19 protein-coding genes are annotated in these 17,913 nt (G+C 72.0%); 11 read left to right on the top strand and 8 right to left on the bottom strand.

Annotation, left to right across the window (positions count from 1 at the left end):
• Window positions 1–9: 9 nt before the first annotated feature.
• Window positions 10–708 carry an O-methyltransferase gene (locus AB0927_RS32225; protein ID WP_366671375.1) on the bottom strand — a complete coding sequence of 233 codons (699 nt, stop codon included), beginning with the start codon at window positions 706–708 and terminating at the stop codon, window positions 10–12.
• Between the two features lie 234 nt (window positions 709–942).
• Here AB0927_RS32225 and sigE point away from each other — a divergent pair, with 234 nt between their 5' ends.
• The 5 genes from sigE to AB0927_RS32200 all read left to right on the top strand — a co-directional run bounded on the left by sigE (window position 943) and on the right by AB0927_RS32200 (window position 5,798).
• The gene (gene sigE, locus AB0927_RS32220) at window positions 943–1,656 is read left to right on the top strand and encodes an RNA polymerase sigma factor SigE (RefSeq protein WP_366671320.1); all 714 of its coding nucleotides are present in this window, start codon (window positions 943–945) and stop codon (window positions 1,654–1,656) included.
• Complete coding sequence (locus AB0927_RS32215; RefSeq protein WP_366671319.1) at window positions 1,653–2,732, top strand: zf-HC2 domain-containing protein; 1,080 nt, start codon at window positions 1,653–1,655, stop codon at window positions 2,730–2,732. Before sigE ends, AB0927_RS32215 begins: the two co-directional genes overlap by 4 nt.
• Before the next feature lie 160 nt (window positions 2,733–2,892).
• Window positions 2,893–4,359, top strand: coding sequence for a trypsin-like peptidase domain-containing protein (locus tag AB0927_RS32210; RefSeq protein WP_366671318.1), 1,467 nt, complete (start codon window positions 2,893–2,895; stop codon window positions 4,357–4,359).
• 84 nt (window positions 4,360–4,443) lie between these two features.
• The gene (locus AB0927_RS32205) at window positions 4,444–4,908 is read left to right on the top strand and encodes a sec-independent translocase (RefSeq protein ID WP_366671317.1); all 465 of its coding nucleotides are present in this window, start codon (window positions 4,444–4,446) and stop codon (window positions 4,906–4,908) included.
• Between the two features lie 227 nt (window positions 4,909–5,135).
• A complete protein-coding gene (locus AB0927_RS32200; RefSeq protein WP_366671316.1) occupies window positions 5,136–5,798 on the top strand; it encodes a hypothetical protein in 663 nt (220 codons plus the stop codon).
• Window positions 5,799–5,862: 64 nt separating this feature from the next.
• Here the strand turns inward: AB0927_RS32200 and AB0927_RS32195 are convergent, their stop codons facing one another.
• Genes AB0927_RS32195 through AB0927_RS32185 form a run of 3 tightly spaced genes read right to left on the bottom strand, consistent with a single transcriptional unit; the run spans window position 5,863 to window position 8,939 of the window.
• Complete coding sequence (locus AB0927_RS32195; protein ID WP_366671315.1) at window positions 5,863–6,996, bottom strand: Mrp/NBP35 family ATP-binding protein; 1,134 nt, start codon at window positions 6,994–6,996, stop codon at window positions 5,863–5,865.
• A gap of 43 nt (window positions 6,997–7,039) precedes the next feature.
• Window positions 7,040–7,648: a DUF1003 domain-containing protein gene (locus AB0927_RS32190; protein WP_366671314.1), complete on the bottom strand. Its 609-nt coding sequence runs from the start codon at window positions 7,646–7,648 to the stop codon at window positions 7,040–7,042.
• On the bottom strand, window positions 7,638–8,939 hold the full coding sequence (locus AB0927_RS32185; protein WP_366671313.1) for a CBS domain-containing protein: 1,302 nt from the start codon (window positions 8,937–8,939) through the stop codon (window positions 7,638–7,640). Before AB0927_RS32185 ends, AB0927_RS32190 begins: the two co-directional genes overlap by 11 nt.
• A gap of 264 nt (window positions 8,940–9,203) precedes the next feature.
• Between AB0927_RS32185 and AB0927_RS32180 the strand changes: the two genes are divergently transcribed.
• Window positions 9,204–9,920 carry a hypothetical protein gene (locus AB0927_RS32180; RefSeq protein WP_366671374.1) on the top strand — a complete coding sequence of 239 codons (717 nt, stop codon included), beginning with the start codon at window positions 9,204–9,206 and terminating at the stop codon, window positions 9,918–9,920.
• A gap of 46 nt (window positions 9,921–9,966) precedes the next feature.
• Here the strand turns inward: AB0927_RS32180 and AB0927_RS32175 are convergent, their stop codons facing one another.
• Together AB0927_RS32175 and AB0927_RS32170 are read right to left on the bottom strand one after the other, a co-directional pair.
• Window positions 9,967–10,482 carry a hypothetical protein gene (locus AB0927_RS32175; protein ID WP_366671312.1) on the bottom strand — a complete coding sequence of 172 codons (516 nt, stop codon included), beginning with the start codon at window positions 10,480–10,482 and terminating at the stop codon, window positions 9,967–9,969.
• A gap of 22 nt (window positions 10,483–10,504) precedes the next feature.
• Window positions 10,505–11,632: a magnesium and cobalt transport protein CorA gene (locus AB0927_RS32170; protein ID WP_366671311.1), complete on the bottom strand. Its 1,128-nt coding sequence runs from the start codon at window positions 11,630–11,632 to the stop codon at window positions 10,505–10,507.
• A 534-nt stretch (window positions 11,633–12,166) separates the two neighbouring features.
• On the opposite strand from AB0927_RS32170, the gene AB0927_RS32165 reads away from it, so the two are divergent.
• Window positions 12,167–12,751: a suppressor of fused domain protein gene (locus AB0927_RS32165; protein ID WP_366671310.1), complete on the top strand. Its 585-nt coding sequence runs from the start codon at window positions 12,167–12,169 to the stop codon at window positions 12,749–12,751.
• Between the two features lie 21 nt (window positions 12,752–12,772).
• Here the strand turns inward: AB0927_RS32165 and AB0927_RS32160 are convergent, their stop codons facing one another.
• Window positions 12,773–13,996: an MFS transporter gene (locus tag AB0927_RS32160; RefSeq protein WP_366671309.1), complete on the bottom strand. Its 1,224-nt coding sequence runs from the start codon at window positions 13,994–13,996 to the stop codon at window positions 12,773–12,775.
• A gap of 161 nt (window positions 13,997–14,157) precedes the next feature.
• Between AB0927_RS32160 and AB0927_RS32155 the strand changes: the two genes are divergently transcribed.
• The 3 genes from AB0927_RS32155 (at window position 14,158) to AB0927_RS32145 (ending at window position 16,461) form a co-directional block, all read left to right on the top strand.
• Entirely contained in the window at window positions 14,158–14,799 is a 642-nt protein-coding gene (locus AB0927_RS32155; protein ID WP_366671308.1) for a DUF6758 family protein, read from the top strand.
• A 124-nt stretch (window positions 14,800–14,923) separates the two neighbouring features.
• Window positions 14,924–15,781: a PHP domain-containing protein gene (locus AB0927_RS32150; RefSeq protein WP_366671307.1), complete on the top strand. Its 858-nt coding sequence runs from the start codon at window positions 14,924–14,926 to the stop codon at window positions 15,779–15,781.
• A 74-nt stretch (window positions 15,782–15,855) separates the two neighbouring features.
• Window positions 15,856–16,461, top strand: coding sequence for a MarC family protein (locus AB0927_RS32145; RefSeq protein WP_366671306.1), 606 nt, complete (start codon window positions 15,856–15,858; stop codon window positions 16,459–16,461).
• A gap of 74 nt (window positions 16,462–16,535) precedes the next feature.
• Here the strand turns inward: AB0927_RS32145 and AB0927_RS32140 are convergent, their stop codons facing one another.
• Window positions 16,536–16,688, bottom strand: coding sequence for a hypothetical protein (locus tag AB0927_RS32140; protein WP_173860878.1), 153 nt, complete (start codon window positions 16,686–16,688; stop codon window positions 16,536–16,538).
• 225 nt (window positions 16,689–16,913) lie between these two features.
• Here AB0927_RS32140 and AB0927_RS32135 point away from each other — a divergent pair, with 225 nt between their 5' ends.
• The gene (locus AB0927_RS32135; RefSeq protein WP_366671373.1) at window positions 16,914–17,819 is read left to right on the top strand and encodes an NYN domain-containing protein; all 906 of its coding nucleotides are present in this window, start codon (window positions 16,914–16,916) and stop codon (window positions 17,817–17,819) included.
• Window positions 17,820–17,913: the final 94 nt, after the last annotated feature.

The raw sequence follows: 17,913 nt of genomic DNA, 5'->3' as shown, positions 1-17,913 counted from the left end.
GCGCCGCCGTCACCGCTTGACGGCGCACAGCAGCCCGTCGCCGACCGGCAGCAGCGAGGTGACCAGCTCCTGGCTCTCGCGCACCGTGCGCAGCAGCTCCCGCAGCCGCAGCACCTCCGACGGCTGCGGCCCCGAGTCGACCGTGCGGCCGCTCGCGAAGACCCCCTCGAAGACCACCAGGCCGCCGGAGCGCAGCAGCCGCAGCGACTCGGCGAGATAGTCCGGGTACTCGTGCCGGTCCCCGTCGCAGAACACGAGGTCGTAGCCCGCGTCCGCGAGCCGGGGCAGCACATCCAGGGCGCGGCCGGGGATGAAGCGGGCCCGGTTGCTGGCGAAGCCGCAGCCGCGGAACGCCTGCCGGGCGAACTGCTGGTGCTCCGGCTCCGGATCGACCGTGGTCAGCACCCCGTCGGGGCGCATGCCGTGCAGCAGATGGATTCCGGACACCCCGCAGCCCGTGCCGATCTCCGCGACCGCCTTCGCGTCCACGGAGGCGGCGAGCAGGCGCAGCGCGGAACCCGTGCCGGGCGACACCGAGCGCAGCCCCGCGTCGCGGGCGCGGTCGCGGGCCCAGAGCAGCGCTTCCTCCTCGGCGGCAAAGGCGTCGGCGAATGCCGCGCTCGTCTGCCGGTTGCCGGTAATGACCCTCTCCTGTCCCCATGGATGCCTCGGCGTGACTGTATCCGTTGGCGTCGGGAACCCGCAGATGGGACTGGGCGTTTACAGGGAAGAGACAGTGGTGGGGGACGCTTCGGGGGGCGAGAGGTGGAGCAGGGCACCGCACAACTGCTGACGCAGCGGCACGAGCCGCACCAGCGAGCATCAAATTCTCGTAAAAACGCTTATCCGGAGCTAACGGGCGAGGTGGCTATGGTAGGGGCTCCACTGGACACCACCAGAGCCGACAGGGGAGGTGCGGCCGCGCCCGGGGATCGGGGAGGAGTGCTGCGGCGCTTCCTCGGGTCGGCGGGCAGGCCGAAATCCGTGACCGACACCGCTGCTGACAGCCACGCCACCGGCCTCGCCGGGGGCGACGCCCAGACCGCGACCTTCACCAGTGACGCGGACGGGCAGGCGTGGACCCCGCCCACCTGGGACGAGATCGTCAGCACCCACAGCGCCCGCGTCTACCGCCTGGCCTACCGCCTCACCGGCAACCAGCACGACGCCGAGGACCTCACCCAGGAGGTCTTCGTCCGCGTCTTCCGCTCCCTGTCGACGTACTCGCCGGGCACCTTCGAGGGCTGGCTGCACCGCATCACCACGAACCTGTTCCTGGACATGGTGCGGCGCAAGCAGCGCATCCGCTTCGACGCCCTGGGCGAGGACGCGGCCGAGCGCCTGGCCAGCCGCGAACCCACCCCGCAGCAGCTCTTCAACGACGCCCACTTCGACGCCGACGTCCAGCAGGCCCTGGACACCCTCGCGCCCGAGTTCCGCGCCGCCGTCGTCCTGTGCGACATCGAGGGGCTGTCGTACGAGGAGATCGCCGCGACCCTCGGCGTGAAGCTCGGTACCGTCCGCTCCCGTATCCACCGCGGCCGTTCCCAGCTCCGCAAGGCCCTCGCGCACCGCTCCCCGGAGGCCCGCGCGGCCGAGCGGCGCTCGTTCGTGGCCCGGGTCCCCGCACTGGGGGGAGGGGGCGCGACGGCGTGAGCGGATCACGACAGAAACCGGCCGAGGCACACCTCGCCGAGCAGCATCTGGGAGACCGGCTCTCCGCCCTGGTGGACGGAGAGCTGGGCCACGACACGCGCGAACGCGTTCTCGCCCACCTGGCCACCTGCGCCCGCTGCAAGGCGGAGGCGGACGCCCAGCGCGCGCTGAAGAGCGTGTTCGCGACCGCGGCCCCGCCCCCGCCTTCCGCGAGCCTGCTGGCCCGCCTCCAGGGCCTGCCCGGCGGCGGCGACGCGGACGGTGGTACCCCGCCCGGCGCACTGTTCGGGACCGGCCCCGAGGCCGGGGCCCCCGGCGACCCGGGCCTCTTCGGCTCGCGCCGCGGCTTCTCCTTCGGCTACGTCCCGGCGCACCCGCAGGGACCCGGCCCCGGCGGAACCGGCTTCCGCGGGGAGGGCGGCCCTCTCGGCGCGGGCGGTCCCCTCGGTGCGGGCGGTCCCCTCGGGGAGGGCGGCTTCCGCATCCATCCCGTCGGCCGCCCGGACGACGGCCGCTCCGCCTCGCGCGGGCTGCGCTTCGCCTTCGCCGCCGCCGGCGCGGTGTCGCTGGCCGCGGTCGCCCTCGGCGGCGTGACCACCGCCATCCCCGGCTACCCGGCCGCGGACGCGGGCGCCGGCAGCAATGTGATCCCGGCCCGCACCACGGGCACGGGCTCAGGTGCGACGACGCCCGAGGCCCAGCGCCGCCGCCAGGCGCCGCTGCTCGCCCAGGGCAGCGGTGCACTGCTCGGGCGTACGGCACCGCCGCCGACCACCGTGACCGCGCCCCTGGTGCCGGGCACGCCGGACGACACGGGCGGGCAGGACCCGGCCACGGGCGACCGGCCGGCCGGGCCGCTGACCGCGGTCGCGGGCGCGGTGACCCCGCTGATACGCCCGCTGGACACCGCCACGGTGCTGCCGCTGGACAAGTGGTCCACGGCGCCCATGGTCCCGGGCCTGCTGTCCGACACGACCCCCTGGCCGGCCCCGCACAACCCGGTCCGGCCCTCGGCGTCCCCGTCCCCGTCGGCGTCCGCCCTGTCGGCTCCGGTCACGCCCCGTCAGGAGCCCTGACCCGGAGGTCGTGAGCCGAACGCCGTGACCCGGACGCCGTGACCCGGGCCGTCGCGACCGGCCCTGCGTCGCGGCCCGCGACCTGGTTGAATCCGGGCACGCAGTCGATGTTCCGCGGCCGCCGCCGAAGCGCGGGGCCGCGGCCAGCCGTGGGGAGAGCATGAACGAGGGGAACCGCGTTCCGCCGGGGGCGGAGCCGGAGCGGGCGGCGGGGGCCGAGCGGGCACCGGACGGCGACTTCGAACTGGCCAGGCCGCAGCGCCCCACGCCGTTGCACGAACCGGATCCCTACAGCACCCCGCCCTACGGCGAACCGGGCCCCTGGGCCCCCGCCCCACCGGTCCAGCACCCAGCGGCGACCCCGGCGCACGGGACGGTCGTGGCACCCCCGCCCCCGGCGCCCCCGCCCCCGCCCCCGCCCGCGGAACAGCTCCCCGCGGACCCCTGGCGGCGCTACGACCCCTGGGCCGCGGGACCCCTCCAGCAGGCCGGGGCCGTGCCGGTGCGCGCCGGGCGGCCCGGGCGGCGGCGCTTCATGGTCGGCTGGACGCTCGCCGTCGCCCTGGTCGCGGCCGCTGTCGGCGGGCTGGCCGGCGGCTATGTCGAGCGCGAGGGGCTCGGGAGCCACGTGACCCTGCCGCAGGCCGGGAGCGTGCCCGCCGGGCGTGCGCCGGACAGCGTGGCCGGGATCGCCGCCCGCGCCCTGCCCAGCGTCGTCACCCTGCACGTCTCCGGCTCCGGCGAGGAGGCGACCGGCACCGGCTTCGTGCTGGACGACCGCGGGCACATCCTCACCAACAACCACGTCGTCGCGCCCGCCGCGGCCGGCGGACGGATATCCGCGACGTTCAGCGACGGGGACTCGGTCAAGGCCACCGTCGTCGGCCGGGACAGCGGCTACGACCTCGCCGTCGTCCAGGTCACCGGCGTGCGCGGGCTCACCCCGCTGCCCCTCGGCAACTCCGACGACGTCCGGGTCGGCGACCCGGTCGTCGCCATCGGCGCCCCCTTCGACCTGGCCAACACCGTCACCGCCGGCATCATCAGTGCCAAGGAGCGGCCCATCACCGCGGGCGGCGAGGAGGGCGACGGCAGCGACCTGTCGTACGTGGACGCCCTCCAGACCGACGCGCCGATCAACCCCGGCAACTCCGGCGGGCCGCTGCTCGACTCCCGGGCGCGGGTCATCGGCATCAACTCCGCCATCCGCTCCGCCGACAGCGGCGCCGACGCCGGAGGCGGCCAGGCCGGCTCCATCGGCCTGGGCTTCGCCATCCCGGTCAACCAGGCCAAGCGCGTCGCCGAGGAACTGATCAACGACGGCCACGCCACCCACCCGGTCATCGGCGTCACCCTCGACATGGGCTACTCCGGCGACGGCGCCCGCGTGGACGGCCACAGCGCGGACGGCGGCCCCGCCGTGGCCAGGGGCGGCCCCGGCGAGCGGGCCGGGCTGAAGGCGGGCGACGTGATCACCCGGGTCGACGGGGAGCGGGTGCACCGGGGGGAGGAGCTGATCGTCAGGATCCGCGCCCACCGGCCCGGCGACCGGCTGCGTCTGACGGTCGAGCGCGGCGGCGCCGAGCGGGAGGTGTCACTCGTCCTGGGCGCCTCGGAGCAGAACTGACAGAAGTCTCACCTCGGGACGGTACCGGTCGGAGCAGAACGCCGGGTACCGTTGAGCGACCGAGGACATCGCAAGGAGCGTCAGGTGTTCAATGACATAGGGCCAATGGAGCTACTGACGATCATCGTCATCGCGGTGCTCGTGTTCGGCCCCGACAAGCTCCCCAAGGTCATCCAGGACGTCACGCGGACGATCCGGAAGATCCGCGATTTCTCGGAGAGCGCGAAGCAGGACATCCGCAGCGAACTGGGCCCCGAGTTCAAGGACTTCGATTTCGAGGACCTGAACCCCAAGACCTTCCTGCGCAAGCAGCTCGGCAGCGACGAGCTGGGGCTCCAGGAGATCCGCAACGGCTTCGACCTGAAGAAGGAGATGGCCGAACTCACCGACGCGGTGAACGGCCGTGACACCGGATCCTCCGGCACCTCCTCGGACTCCGTCGAGGCCGCCGAGTCCCCGGCGTCCTCCGGCGGGCGGGTCGACATGACCAAGAAGCCCGAGGAGTCCGAGAAGGACGACCGGCCGCCGTTCGACTTCGACGCCACCTGAGCCACCGCGCCTCGCCCGCCGACACGCGCACGTGACGCGCGTCATAGCGCGCGCCCGTCGCGAACGGCCTGAACAGATCGTTCGGGGGACCCCCGCGACCGACGCCTGCCCGATGGCTCTCAGCGGTGTGGATATGCTGCCGAGTTGTTGTGCGGACCGGACGTGTACGCCCGAAGGGGGGCGGGCCGCCGCTTCGGTCCGACGAGAGCGAGGAGGCGTCCGGGCAGATGGAGACGACGAGTCGGGCAGGCGCGACGGCGCCGGCCACGGAGGGCGGACAAGGTCCGGCCTCCGACCGCGGCACGGTCGACGGTTACCTGCGGGCGCCCTTCCCCTGGTACGGGCTCGACGAGGCGTTCACGGGGCCGCGCTGGCTGATGCAGGTCGGCATGGCGTCCGACGGGGCCGTGGAGCACGGGTCGATCGGGCACGGTGACACGCCCTCCGTCCTGCACGAGGGCGTCCTGGCCGAGTCCAGGGAGAAGTTCGCGGTCGTGGTGACCGTCGCTGCGCATCCCTCCCGGAAGGTGGCCGACGGCTCCGGGCTGCTGGAGGCGACCTCGGTGTCGTCGGCGGCGTGGCTCGCGGGGGTGGGGCTGCTGTCCTTCACCTGGCCCGGGCATATGGACCACGGTCTGCGGGACGACTGGCTGGAGCAGCAGACCGAGACGGCGTGGGCGCTGGCCGACGATCTCGGCGGCCCCGAGTGGTCCACCCTCTCGCTTCCGGTCGACGGGGTGGCCGCGTCCTTCCACTACCGGGAGTCGGAGTTCGGCTGGGTGCTCGCCGGCACCACCGAGGCGGGCGTGCACCTGGGCGCCTACGGCCGGGGGATGAGCGCCTACGGACTCGGCTTCGCCGCGGTGAAGGACGTCTCCGCCTACGCGTGAGGCAAGGGGCGCCGGGTGATGCCGGCGCCCCTGTCTCCTGCCCGGAACGGTGAGTCCCAGGACCTCAGAACTTGTTCTTCGGGGTCAGGCCCAGTGACATGCCCGACAGGCCACGCTGCCGGCCGCCCAGCTTGCCCGCGATGGAGCGCAGGGCGTTGCCCGCCGGAGAGTCCGGGTCGGTCAGGACGACCGGCTTGCCCTCGTCGCCGCCCTCGCGCAGGCGGACGTCGATCGGGATGGAGCCGAGGACCGGGACGGCCGTACCCGTCGTGCGGGTGAGGCCGTCGGCGACCGTCTGGCCGCCGCCCGTGCCGAAGACGTCGACCATCTCGCCGCAGTGCGGGCAGGGCAGCCCGGACATGTTCTCGACCACGCCGACGATCTTCTGGTGCGTCTGTACGGCGATGGAGCCCGCGCGCTCGGCCACCTCGGCGGCCGCCTGCTGCGGGGTCGTGACGACCAGGATCTCCGCGTTGGGGACGAGCTGGGCCACGGAGATCGCGATGTCACCGGTGCCGGGCGGCAGGTCCAGGAGCAGGACGTCCAGGTCGCCCCAGTAGACGTCCGCCAGGAACTGCTGGAGGGCGCGGTGCAGCATGGGGCCGCGCCAGACCACCGGCGCGTTGCCCGGCGTGAACATGCCGATGGAGATGACCTTCACGCCGTTCGCCGACGGCGGCATGATCATGTTCTCGACCTGGGTGGGACGGCCCTGAGCGCCCAGCATGCGCGGCACCGAGTGGCCGTAGATGTCGGCGTCCACGACGCCCACCTTGAGCCCGTCGGCCGCCATCGCCGCCGCGAGGTTCACCGTGACCGAGGACTTGCCGACGCCGCCCTTGCCGGAGGCGACCGCGTAGACCCGGGTGAGGTTGCCCGGCTTGGCGAACGGGACCTCGCGCTCGGCCTGGCCGTCGCGCAGCGCCGCGGCCAGCTCCCGGCGCTGCTCGTCGCTCATCACGTCGAGCGTGACGTCCACGCGGGTGACGCCCTCGACCCGAGAGACCGCCTCGGTGACCCGCTGGGTGATGGTGTCGCGCATGGGGCAGCCGGAGACCGTCAGGTACACGGTGACCGCGACCGCGCCGTCCTCCCCGATCTCCACCGATTTGACCATCCCCAGTTCGGTGATGGGGCGGTTGATCTCGGGGTCGTTCACCGTCGCCAGTGCCTCGCGCACCGCGTCTTCCGTAGCCATAAGGACGATGGTACGGCGCGCCGAGGGCCCTCCGGGTAGCACCTCAGCGGTCGTCTGCGTCACGTCCGGGCGGGCGTTCCGTCCGTTCCGCCGGGAATACGACCGGACCGCCGTGGCCGCGTCGCTCCTCCATCTCCTTGAGCATGTCCTGCAACTCGGAGCGGATCCAGTCGCGGGTGGCGACCTCGCCGAGGCCCATGCGCAGCGCGGCGATCTCTCGGGTCAGGTACTCGGTGTCGGCGATGGACCGCTCGTTCTGCTTGCGGTCCTGCTCCAGGTTGACCCGATCGCGGTCGTCCTGCCGGTTCTGCGCGAGCAGGATCAGCGGGGCGGCGTAGGACGCCTGGAGGGACAGGGCGAGGGTCAGGAAGATGAACGGGTACTCGTCGAACCGCAGTTGGCGCGGCACGGAGACGTTCCACAGCACCCAGACGATGATGACCCCCGTCATCCAGACGATGAAGCGTCCCGTGCCGAGGAACCGGGCGATCCGCTCCGACAGCCGGCCGAAGGCCTCCGGGTCCCACTCGGGCAGGAGCCGGCGGCGGGGCGGGCGCGGCTGGTCGAGCCGGGGCGTGCGCGGGCGGGGGGCGGCCGTGGCACCCGCGGGCGTGCGCTCGCGCTCGCGTGCGCTCTCGCGCTCAGGAGGCATGGCCACCGGCCCCCTCGCCGCCCTCGGGGCTCTCCTCCAGGTGGAACTCGGTCTCACGCCAGTCGTCGGGCAGCATGTGGTCCAGTACATCGTCCACGGTCACCGCGCCCAGCAGCGACCCGGCCTCGTCCACCACGGGCGCGGCCACCATGTCGTAGGCGGCGAAGAACCCGGCGATGACCGGCAGCGAGGCGTCCGGGGACAGCGGTTGCAGGTCGTCGTCCAGGAGCGAGCTGACCAGGGTGTACGGGGGGTCGCGCAGCAGCCGCTGGAAGTGGGCGGTGCCCAGGTACTTGCCGGTCGGGGTCTCGTCCGGCGGGCGGCAGACGTAGACCTGGGCGGCGAGCGCGGGGGACAGGTCGGGGTTGCGGACGCAGGCGAGCGCGTCGGCGACGGTGGCGTCCGGGCGCAGCACGATCGGCTCGGTGGTCATGAGACCGCCGGCCGTGTGTTCCTCGTACGACATCAGGCGCCGCATGTCGGCCGCGTCGCCGGGCTGCATCAGGCTCAGCAGCCGCTCCTTGTCCTCCTCCGGCAGTTCGGAGAGGAGGTCGGCGGCGTCGTCCGGGTCCATGGCCTCCAGGACGTCCGCGGCGCGCTCCTCCTGGAGCTTGCCGAGGATCTCGATCTGGTCGTCCTCCGGCAGCTCCTCCAGGACGTCCGCGAGCCGGTCGTCGTCCAGGGCGGCGGCGACCTCGGCGCGCCGCTTGGGGGAGAGGTGGTGCAGCACGTTGGCGAGGTCGGCGGGGCGCAACTGTTCGAAGGTGGCGAGCAGGTTCTCGGCGCCCTGCCCGTGCTCCTCCAGGGAGAAGCCGGACACGGCCGCCCACTCCACGGTCAGCGTCTCGCCCCTGACCCGGCGGAACGCGCTGCCCTTGCGGCCCTTGCGGACGAAGACGCGGTCGATCTCCCAGTCCCGGCGCGCGGGGAGCTGCTGCACGGACAGGTCGAGGACGGTGGCCTCCTCGCCGGTCTCCACCAGGGTGACCCGCAGGTCCAGCAGCTCGCCGAAGACCAGGCGCTCGGTGGGGCGCTGCTCGAAGCGGCGGACGTTCATGACGCCGGTGCTGATGACCTGCCCGGACTCGATGCCGCTGATCCGGGTCATGGGCAGGAAGATGCGGCGCCGGGTGGACAGTTCGACGACCAGCCCGAGCACGCGCGGGGGTCTGCGGCCCACGCGCAGCATCACGACGAGATCGCGTACGCGCCCCACCTGGTCGCCGTTCGGATCGAAGACGGGGACCCCGGCGAGGTGCGAGACGAAGATCCGGGGGGCGCCGGCTGCCATGGTTCTGCTTCCTTGTCAGGGAACGTGCGAAGGGTTTTGTTCAGTGGATTGCTTTTGTCGGTGAATTGCTCGGAGATGCCCGCACGGTTGCGCTTCAGGCTAGCCCGTACCGCTCGGATACGCCCTGGTGGGCGGTCCGGACGGACTGGCTCCGCCGGGCGGCCGGGACACCGGTACGCTGCGGTACGCCGCTGACGGAACCTCGGAAAGGCGACCTCACCCGTGACTGTGATCCCTCCCGGCCGCACCCGTCTGGTGACCGCGATGTGCGCGCTGGCGGTGACGGGCGCGGCGGTGCTGACCGGGTGCGGCGGTGACGATCCGGACGCGGGCACGAACGGGGTGGGCAAGCTGTCCGCGGGCACGATCCAGACGCGGACGCGGTCGGCGGCGCAGGGCGCTTCGGCGGTGCACCTGTCCGGCACCGTGGTGACCAGCGGCCGTACGTACCGGCTGGACATGCGGCTGAAGGCCGACGGCGGGACCGGCTCCGTGACCTCGGGGGCCGCCACCTTCAAGCTGCTGCGGATCGGCACGCAGCTGTACCTGAAGGCCGACGCGGACTTCTGGGCGCAGGCGGACGGCAAGGGCGGCGACGGCAAGGGCGGCACCGGCGGCGGGGCGGCGGCCAAGCTCGACGGCAAGTACGTGAAGGTGCCCCGGGACGACGCCGCGTACAAGAAGTTCAGCGGCTTCACGGACAAGGACGTCCTCCTCCCTGGTCTCCTGACCCTGCACGGCTCCCTGGCGACCGACGGCCATCACACGCAGGCGAGTACCCCGACGATCCGCATCACCGGCGACCACGGCTCCGGCGGCACCCTCGACGTCTCCCTCAAGGGCACCCCCTATCCCCTCGCCCTCACCCGCGCGGGGAACGCGGGCACGCTTCGCTTCTCCGACTGGGACAAACCCTTCACCCTCACCGAACCGGCCAAGTCCGAGACGGTGGACTACGGGCAGCAGCTGCCGACGTCGTAGGAGGGACGGGGCACCCCGGCGCCGAGCCGCATGCCGCGCCCCTGCCCTACCGGCCCTTGCGGCGCCTGGCCAGGAGCTTCGGCAGGGCCGCCGGGACCGGGCGGCGGGTGGTCGCCGGCGTCGCCACCGGTCTCTCCGCCAGGTCGCCGTCGGGCAGCGCGGCCACCGGCCCCGCCGGCACCAGGCGCAGCACCCTGCACTCGCGGGCCCAGCGGTCCGGCATCCGCTCGGCGTCGGGGGCGTTCAGCCGCTTGCCCTTGAGCTCGGCGACCGCCGCCGCCCACTCCGGCGTGCCGGCGGCCAGCTCGGTCACCGTGGCCGGGAAGGAGACCAGCCGGCCGCCCTTGTCCTTGCTGCGCACGGTCACCTCGGCGGCGCCCCCGTCGGCCAGCCCCGGCAGCGGCTGCTCCCCGGGCCCGTCGCCGACCAGGCACACCGCGCCCTCGTGCCACACGTGCCACACCGCGCGCGCGGCGGACGCCTCCGCGCCCCGGACCCACAGGAGACCGGACTTCTTCGCGGCCTCCTCGACGAGGGCCCGGTCGAGCGGCTGGCTTGTCATGAGTCCACCCTATCCGGGCCGTTCACAGCCAGCCGTTGCGCTTCAGCGTCCGGTGGATGCCCAGACACAGCGCGACCGTGATGCCCATGATCACCGGGTAGCCGTACTTCCAGTGCAGCTCGGGCATGTACTTGAAGTTCATGCCGTACACCCCGCACACCATCGTCGGCACGGCGATGATCGCGGCCCACGCGGTGATCTTCCGCATGTCCTCGTTCTGCGCGACGGACGCCTGCGCGAGGTTGGCCTGGAGGATGGAGTTGAGCAGTTCGTCGAAGCCGACGACCTGCTCGTGGACGCGGGCGACGTGGTCGGCGACGTCCCGGAAGTACTTCTGGATGTCCGGGTCGATCAGCCGCATCGGCCGCTCGCTGAGCAGTTGCATCGGCCGCAGCAGCGGCGCCACCGCTCGCTTGAACTCCATGACCTCGCGCTTGAGTTGGTAGATCCGCGCGGAGTCCACGCCGCGCGAGACGCCGCCCCGCCCCGGCGAGAAGACCTCGGTCTCCACCTCGTCGATGTCGTCCTGCACCGCGTCGGTCACCGCGATGTACCCGTCCACCACGTGGTCGGCGATCGCGTGCAGCACCGCCGAGGGGCCCTTGGCCAGCAGCTCGGGGTCGTCCTGCAACCGGTGCCGCAGCGCCCGCAGCGAGCCCTGGCCGCCGTGCCGCACGGTGATGAAGAAGTCCCGGCCGGTGAAGCACATCACCTCGCCGGTCTCCACGACCTCGCTGGTCGCGGTGAGCTGGTCGTGCTCGATGTAGTGGATGGTCTTGAAGACGGTGAAGAGCGAGTCGTCGTACCGCTCCAGCTTCGGCCGCTGGTGTGCCTGCACCGCGTCCTCGACGGCCAGCGGGTGCAGCCCGAACTCGCCCGCGATACCGGCGAATTCGGCCTCCGTCGGCTCGTGCAGTCCGATCCACACGAAGCCGCCGTCGCGCCGCACCTGCCGCATCGCCTCCTGCGGGGTCAGCGGCTTCGCGCTCGGCAGCCGCCTGCCGTCGCGGTAGACGGCGCAGTCGACCACGGCCGACGGGGTGGCGGGATCGCGCGTGGTGTCGTACGAGGCCGACGGCGCGCTCGTGGCCTTGCGCGGCGAGACGCGGGAGGGACGGACCACGGCGCGCAGGTCGCGGATCATCGACATGGGCAGGCTCCTTCGCGGCAGGCAGCGAGAGACCGCCGAAGGCGGGTGGAACTACCCGGAATGGGGACGTCCTCCAGGAATTTCCCCGGCCGGGGGCGGGGGAAGATGTTTGGCTCGTCCACAAAGCGGGGAGCACCGCACCGTCGCGGTGGCGACTTCACTGCTGATGCAGAACTGATGCAGATCAGGCAAAGCGAAACGAAGTGCTCTTCCGAACAGTGACGCGCACGGGAAGGCGGCAGCCGGCCAGAACGGGAACCAGCCAGTGGCTACGACGGCCAGTGACTACATCAGCGGGCGGAAGAGCGAGTGGTACTACCAGGTCGACTTCGATCCATGACAGCCCCACCTCCTCCGGCCGGTCCCTCGTAAGGGAGTTCCGTGGGTTCCGGGACCTGATGGCAACTCCCCCGGAGCCTCGAGTGTCGGGGGCACCCCTAGGCGTGCCGTCCCGAACCACCGGCTCAGAGTACCAGCAGCGCTTGCTGTCAAGGTGCCGCTTTGCCCGCTGCTGACGAGTTCTATGCTCACCGCATGGTTGATGTTCTTCCTCTGGTCGAGGCACGGTTGACGACCGCGTTGGGCGCGGCGGACGCGCGCGCGTCCGTCACCTTCCTCGGCACGGACCGCATCGAGGTGCTCCGCTTCGCCGAGGGGGACGTCGTCCGCTACGCGACCCTCGGCATGTCCGCGCACCCCATGAGCGACCCCACCGCGCTCGTCGCCGACCCCGTCAAGGGCCCCCGCGCCGAACTGGTCCTGTCCGTGCGCGCAGGCGTCGCCGACACCGACAAGGTGCTCCGGCCGCTCGCCGTACTCGCCGCTTCCCCGCAGGTGGAGGGCCTGATCGTGGCCCCGGGCGCCTCGCTGGACGTGGGCGGTCCGCTGTGGCCCGGCGCCCCCTTCACCTCGGTCCTGGTGGGCGAGGGCGGCGGTCTGGTCGAGGACCTGGAGCTGGACGATCCGCTGGATCCCGTGCGGTTCCTGCCGCTGCTGCCGATGACCCCGAACGAGGCCGCCTGGAAGCGCGTGCACGGCGCCCAGGCCCTCCAGGAACGCTGGCTGACGCACGGAACGGACCTGCGGGATCCCTCCCGCGGGTCCGTTCCGCTCCAGTGAGCAAGCTCACGCAGGCGCCGGTCAGTCGGCGAAGACGGTGACCCCGTCCTCGGCGGCGTGCCGTGGGGCCAGCTCCTCCGCCTCGTGGGTGAGGGCCCGCCGCCGTACGACGACCACCACCGCGCCCAGCAGCGCGGTGACCGCCGCCACGGTGAACGGGACGTGGATGTCGGTCCACTCCTCGATCTTCGGCGCGAAGTAGGGCGCGGCCGCGGCCGCGAACCAGCGGACGAAGTTGTAGCCCGCGCTCGCCACCGGGCGCGGGGCGTCGGAGACGCCGAGGGCCAGCTCGGTGTAGACGGTGTTGTTCACGCCGATGAAGGCGCCGGACAGGATGGTGCAGACGATCGCGGCGGTGTGGTTTCCGTAGCCGAGCACCAGGACGTCGGCCGCGAGCAGCACCAGCGAGCCGCCGAGCACCTTCAGCGAGCCGAACCGCTTCTGCATGCGCGGGGCGACCACCACCGAGAAGACGGCGAGCAGCACGCCCCAGGCGAAGAACACCGCGCCGGAGCGGTACGGGGTCATGTTCAGCACGAACGGCGTGAAGGCCAGCACGGTGAAGAACGTGTAGTTGTAGAAGAACGCCGAGACCGCCGCCGAGGCCAGGCCGCCGTGGCCGAGGGCCTTGAGCGGGTCCAGGATCGAGGTCTTCCTGGCCGGCTTCGGCTGTTCCTTCAGGAACACCGTGATGCACAGGAAGCCGATCGCCATCAGCGTGGCGGTGCCGAAGAAGGGGTAGCGCCAGCTGATGTTGCCCAGGATCGCGCCGAGCAGCGGGCCGCAGGCCATGCCGAGGCCGAGCGCGGACTCGTAGAGCAGGATCGCCGCGGCGCTGCCGCCGGCCGCCGCGCCGACGATGACCGCGAGGGCGGTGGAGACGAACAGCGCGTTGCCGAGGCCCCAGCCCGCCCGGAAGCCGACCAGTTGGCCGACCGTGTCCGAGGTGCCGGCGAGACCGGCGAAGACGACCACGAAGGCGAGGCCGAGCAGCAGCGTCTTCTTGCCGCCGATGCGGCTGGAGACGAAGCCGGTCAGCAGCATCGCCACCGCGGTGATGAGGAAGTACGAGGTGAAGAGCAGGGACACCTGACTGGGGCTGGCGTCCAGGCCCTGTGCGATCGACGGCAGGATCGGGTCGACCAGGCCGATGCCCATGAAGGCGACGACGGAGGCGCCGGCCGTGGCCCAGACCGCCTTCGGCTGTCGCAGGATGCCGCCGGCTCCCGCGTCCAGGGAATCCATGTGCCTCTCCCGTTCTGGTGAGTGTCATCCTGATGGTTGGCTTATACACATACTAAGTTAGCTTGGCTAATTAGTGCAAGATGCATCTTCTTTGTCGGCCGGGCGTCCGGACGGGTGATCGTCCTTGACGTGGGCGGGCCGGGGTAGGACCGTGGAGCCCTATGAGGGGCGAACCCAGTTGCCCGCGGTGTGGTGGCCGGGTCAGGGCTCCCGGTCTCTTCGCCGACACGTGGCAGTGCGATGCGCACGGGGCGGTGTTTCCGCTGCAGCCCGTGATCCCGCCCAGCGTCGAGGCCCTCGGCGCGGTGGCGCACCGCACGCATGTCCCGCTGTGGATGCCGTGGCCGCTGCCGGTCGGCTGGCTCTTCACCGGCGTGGCCTACGCGGGCGACGACCGCAGCGGCGGCCGCGCGACCGCCCTCGCCTGCTCAGGGCCCGGCCCGCTCGGCGGCCCCGGCGAGCTGATCCTGGTCGCCGAGGAGATGGGCGTCGGACTCGGCGCGCGTTACGCGGGCATCGACAGCCCGGACCCGGGGGCGTACATGAACGTGGAGAAGCCGCCCCAGACCAAGGTCCTCGCCGCCGGCCGCCCCACCCCGCTCTGGCACGTCTACCGCACCCCCGACGACCGCGCCGTCTTCGCCGGCGAGGCGCTCGGCATGTGGCTGTGGGCGGTGGTCTGGCCCGAACCGGCGGGCCTGCTCCTGTACGACGAGCTGGTCCTGACCGACCTGCGCGACGCGGGCGCCGAACTGGACCTGGTGCCCTGCGGGGCACTGTCCCCCCGGCTGCTGCGACCCTAGGGGCATACACGGGTCAGTGGGCCGGTTGTAGGGGGCGTACCCCAGGAGCGGTCGTGACAAAGAGGGTGTCAGGGGCGGTTATCCTGAGGTGTCCTCTTCCGTCCTGGGCCCGTCTGGAGTCACCGTGCGCATCGATCTGCACTGTCACTCCACGGCGTCCGACGGCACGGACACCCCGGCCGAACTGGTGCGCAACGCCGCCGCGGCCGGCCTGGACGTCGTCGCGCTGACCGACCACGACACCACCCGCGGCCACGCCGAGGCCATCGCCGCGCTGCCCGCCGGGCTCACCCTGGTCCCCGGCGCCGAGCTGTCCTGCCGTGTCGACGGCATCTCCATGCATCTGCTGGCCTACCTCTTCGACCCCGAGGAGCCCGCCCTGCTCGCCGAGCGCGAGCTGGTCCGGGACGACCGGGTGCCGCGGGCCAGGGGCATGGTGGCCAAGCTGAACGCGCTCGGCGTGCCGGTCACCTGGGAACAGGTCGAGCGGATCGCCGCCGGCGGCTCCGTGGGGCGCCCGCACGTGGCGTCCGCGCTGGTCGAGCTGGGCGTGGTGGAGACGGTGAGCGACGCGTTCACCGAGGAGTGGCTCGCCGACGGCGGCCGCGCCTACGTGGCCAAGCACGAGACCGACCCGTTCGAGGCGATCCGGCTGGTCAAGGCCGCGGGCGGGGTCTGCGTGTTCGCTCACCCGGCCGCCGCCAAGCGGGGCCGCACGGTCCCCGAGTCCGCGATCGCCGAGATGGCCGCGGCCGGCCTGGACGGCGTCGAGGTCGACCACATGGACCACGACGCCGAGGCCAAGGACCGGCTGCGCGGTCTGGCGAAGGACCTCGGCCTGCTGGTCACCGGCTCCTCGGACTATCACGGCAGCCGCAAGACCGTCGCGCTCGGCGCCTACACGACCGACCCCGAGGTGTACGGGGAGATCACCCGCCGGGCGACCGGCGCGTTCCCGGTCCCGGGGGCCGGCGGAGCCTGAGGCCGCCTCTTCCGCGGCCGACGCGCGCTCACACCCTCACTTCTTCTTCTTTCGGCAAGGCCAGTACTTCCCCCATGTTCGACATCGCCGTCTTCGGCTCTCTGTTCCTGACCCTTTTTGTCATCATGGATCCCCCTGGGATCACCCCGATCTTCCTCGGCCTGACCGCGGGCCGGCCGGCGAAGGTGCAGAAGCGGATGGCGTTCCAGGCCGTCTGCGTCGCGTTCGGGGTCATCGCCGTCTTCGGCGTCCTCGGGCACCAGATCCTCGACTACCTGCACGTGTCCGTGCCCGCCCTGATGATCGCGGGCGGCCTGCTGCTCCTGCTGATCGCGCTCGACCTGCTCACCGGCAAGAACGACGAGCCGAAGGCCACCAAGGACGTCAACGTGGCGCTCGTGCCGCTCGGCATGCCGCTGCTCGCGGGGCCCGGCGCGATCGTGTCCGTCATCCTGGCCGTGCAGCGGGCCGGCAGTGTGAGCACGCAGATATCGGTGTGGATCGCGATCGTCGCGATCCATGTGGTGCTGTGGCTGGTGATGCGCTACTCGCTGCTGATCATCCGGCTCATCAAGGACGGCGGCGTGGTCCTGGTGACGCGGCTCGCGGGCATGATGCTGTCCGCGATCGCGGTGCAGCAGATCATCAACGGGATCAGCCAGGTGATCCAGGGGAGCTGACCCCGAATGACCCAGGGGAGCCCGACCGCGCTGGTGCGGTCGGGCTCCCCTGGAGAGCGTGAGCGGTAACCCCGTTATGAGGCCGGGGTGTCGGCCGGGCGGATCCACAGGCGCTGCCCCACGGCGGCGGCCTGCTGAACGATCCGGTTGACGGAGGCGGCGTCCACGACGGTGCTGTCCACGGTGGTGCCGTCGACCTCGTCGAGTCGCATGATCTCGAAGCGCACAGGCTTCTCCCTTCGTCTGGTCATCCTCCTGCGGAGAACTACTTGGCGCGCCGGTCGTGCGTCCGGCGTCGTACTGAGTCAACGTGCTGCACCGCTACAAACATTCCCTACGCTAAAGAAAATTTTCGAGCAGCTAATTACCGACCGGTTAAATCTTTGGTGACCGAGAGCGTTCGCCTGGGACCGACCGGGACCGGTTGTGTTCACAGTGTGACGACGAGGAGAATGGAGGTGATGAACGACGACTTGGCGCATCTCGCCACCCGCATCGACCGTACGAACGAGCTGCTCAAACGCATGCTCGCCGAGGTGGCGAAGACACCCTCGACCCACGCGATCTTCGTGGATGCCGGGTATCTGTACGCGGCCGCGGGCCGGCTGGTCGCCGGGACGGAGGACCGCCGGGCCTTCGACGTCGACGCCGAAGGCCTGATCGACGCGCTGATCGACCGCGCCCGCACCGTCTTCGCGGACAGCCGGCTGCTGCGCGTCTACTGGTACGACGGCGCCCGGCGCCGCATCCACACCGCCGAGCAGCAGTCCATCGCCGAACTCCCCGACGTCAAGGTCCGCCTCGGCAACCTCAACGCCAACAACCAGCAGAAGGGCGTCGATTCACTGATCCGCACGGATCTGGAGTCGCTGGCCCGGCACCGCGCCATCAGCGACGCGGCCCTGCTCGGCGGCGACGAGGACCTGGTCTCCGCGGTCGAGGCCGCCCAGGGCTACGGCGCCCGCGTCCATCTGTGGGGCATCGAGGCGCCCGAGGGCCGCAACCAGGCCGAGCCGCTGCTCTGGGAGGTCGACAGCCAGCGCACCCTGGACCTGGAGTTCTTCAAGCCGTACGTCTCCAGGCGCACGGCCGCCGCCTACGAGGCCGGTGCCGGGGCCCGGCCCACCCGCGAGGACGTCCGCTTCGTCGGCGCCCAGATCGCCGCGAAGTGGCTGGCCTCCCGGGGGCGCGACGCCCTGGTCGAGCTGCTGCCCGGCCACCCCTACCTGCCCGGCTCCGTCGACCAAGATCTGCTGGTCGAGGCCGAGGGCCTGCTCCAGTACTCCCTGCGCGGCCAGGCCGATCTGCGCCGGGCCCTCAGGGACGGCTTCTGGGACCACTTGCAGGCGCAGTACTAGCTAGGGGGTGTCCGGCGGATCTTGGCGCAGACGCGGGGTCCGGCACGCCGATCTGCGGCGTTGTCGTCGGTCGCCGACTCCCCCACGCTCGGCT

Origin of the sequence: Streptomyces sp. NPDC048106 (assembly GCF_040706415.1) — a bacterium.
Classification (GTDB): domain Bacteria; phylum Actinomycetota; class Actinomycetes; order Streptomycetales; family Streptomycetaceae; genus Streptomyces.
This window is presented reverse-complemented; position numbering and strand designations above follow the sequence as displayed.

What these genes read in the sequence shown, in the direction of transcription:
- AB0927_RS32160 (WP_366671309.1), bottom strand. Translation starts at nt 13,996, where the DNA reads ATGGATTCCCTGGACGCGGGAGCCGGCGGCATCCTGCGACAGCCGAAG.
- AB0927_RS32200 (WP_366671316.1), top strand. Translation starts at nt 5,136, where the DNA reads ATGGAGACGACGAGTCGGGCAGGCGCGACGGCGCCGGCCACGGAGGGC.
- AB0927_RS32165 (WP_366671310.1), top strand. Translation starts at nt 12,167, where the DNA reads ATGGTTGATGTTCTTCCTCTGGTCGAGGCACGGTTGACGACCGCGTTG.
- AB0927_RS32195 (WP_366671315.1), bottom strand. Translation starts at nt 6,996, where the DNA reads ATGGCTACGGAAGACGCGGTGCGCGAGGCACTGGCGACGGTGAACGAC.
- AB0927_RS32135 (WP_366671373.1), top strand. Translation starts at nt 16,914, where the DNA reads ATGGAGGTGATGAACGACGACTTGGCGCATCTCGCCACCCGCATCGAC.
- AB0927_RS32210 (WP_366671318.1), top strand. Translation starts at nt 2,893, where the DNA reads ATGAACGAGGGGAACCGCGTTCCGCCGGGGGCGGAGCCGGAGCGGGCG.
- AB0927_RS32175 (WP_366671312.1), bottom strand. Translation starts at nt 10,482, where the DNA reads ATGACAAGCCAGCCGCTCGACCGGGCCCTCGTCGAGGAGGCCGCGAAG.
- AB0927_RS32190 (WP_366671314.1), bottom strand. Translation starts at nt 7,648, where the DNA reads ATGCCTCCTGAGCGCGAGAGCGCACGCGAGCGCGAGCGCACGCCCGCG.
- AB0927_RS32170 (WP_366671311.1), bottom strand. Translation starts at nt 11,632, where the DNA reads ATGTCGATGATCCGCGACCTGCGCGCCGTGGTCCGTCCCTCCCGCGTC.
- AB0927_RS32145 (WP_366671306.1), top strand. Translation starts at nt 15,856, where the DNA reads ATGTTCGACATCGCCGTCTTCGGCTCTCTGTTCCTGACCCTTTTTGTC.
- AB0927_RS32155 (WP_366671308.1), top strand. Translation starts at nt 14,158, where the DNA reads ATGAGGGGCGAACCCAGTTGCCCGCGGTGTGGTGGCCGGGTCAGGGCT.
- AB0927_RS32185 (WP_366671313.1), bottom strand. Translation starts at nt 8,939, where the DNA reads ATGGCAGCCGGCGCCCCCCGGATCTTCGTCTCGCACCTCGCCGGGGTC.
- AB0927_RS32180 (WP_366671374.1), top strand. Translation starts at nt 9,204, where the DNA reads ATGTGCGCGCTGGCGGTGACGGGCGCGGCGGTGCTGACCGGGTGCGGC.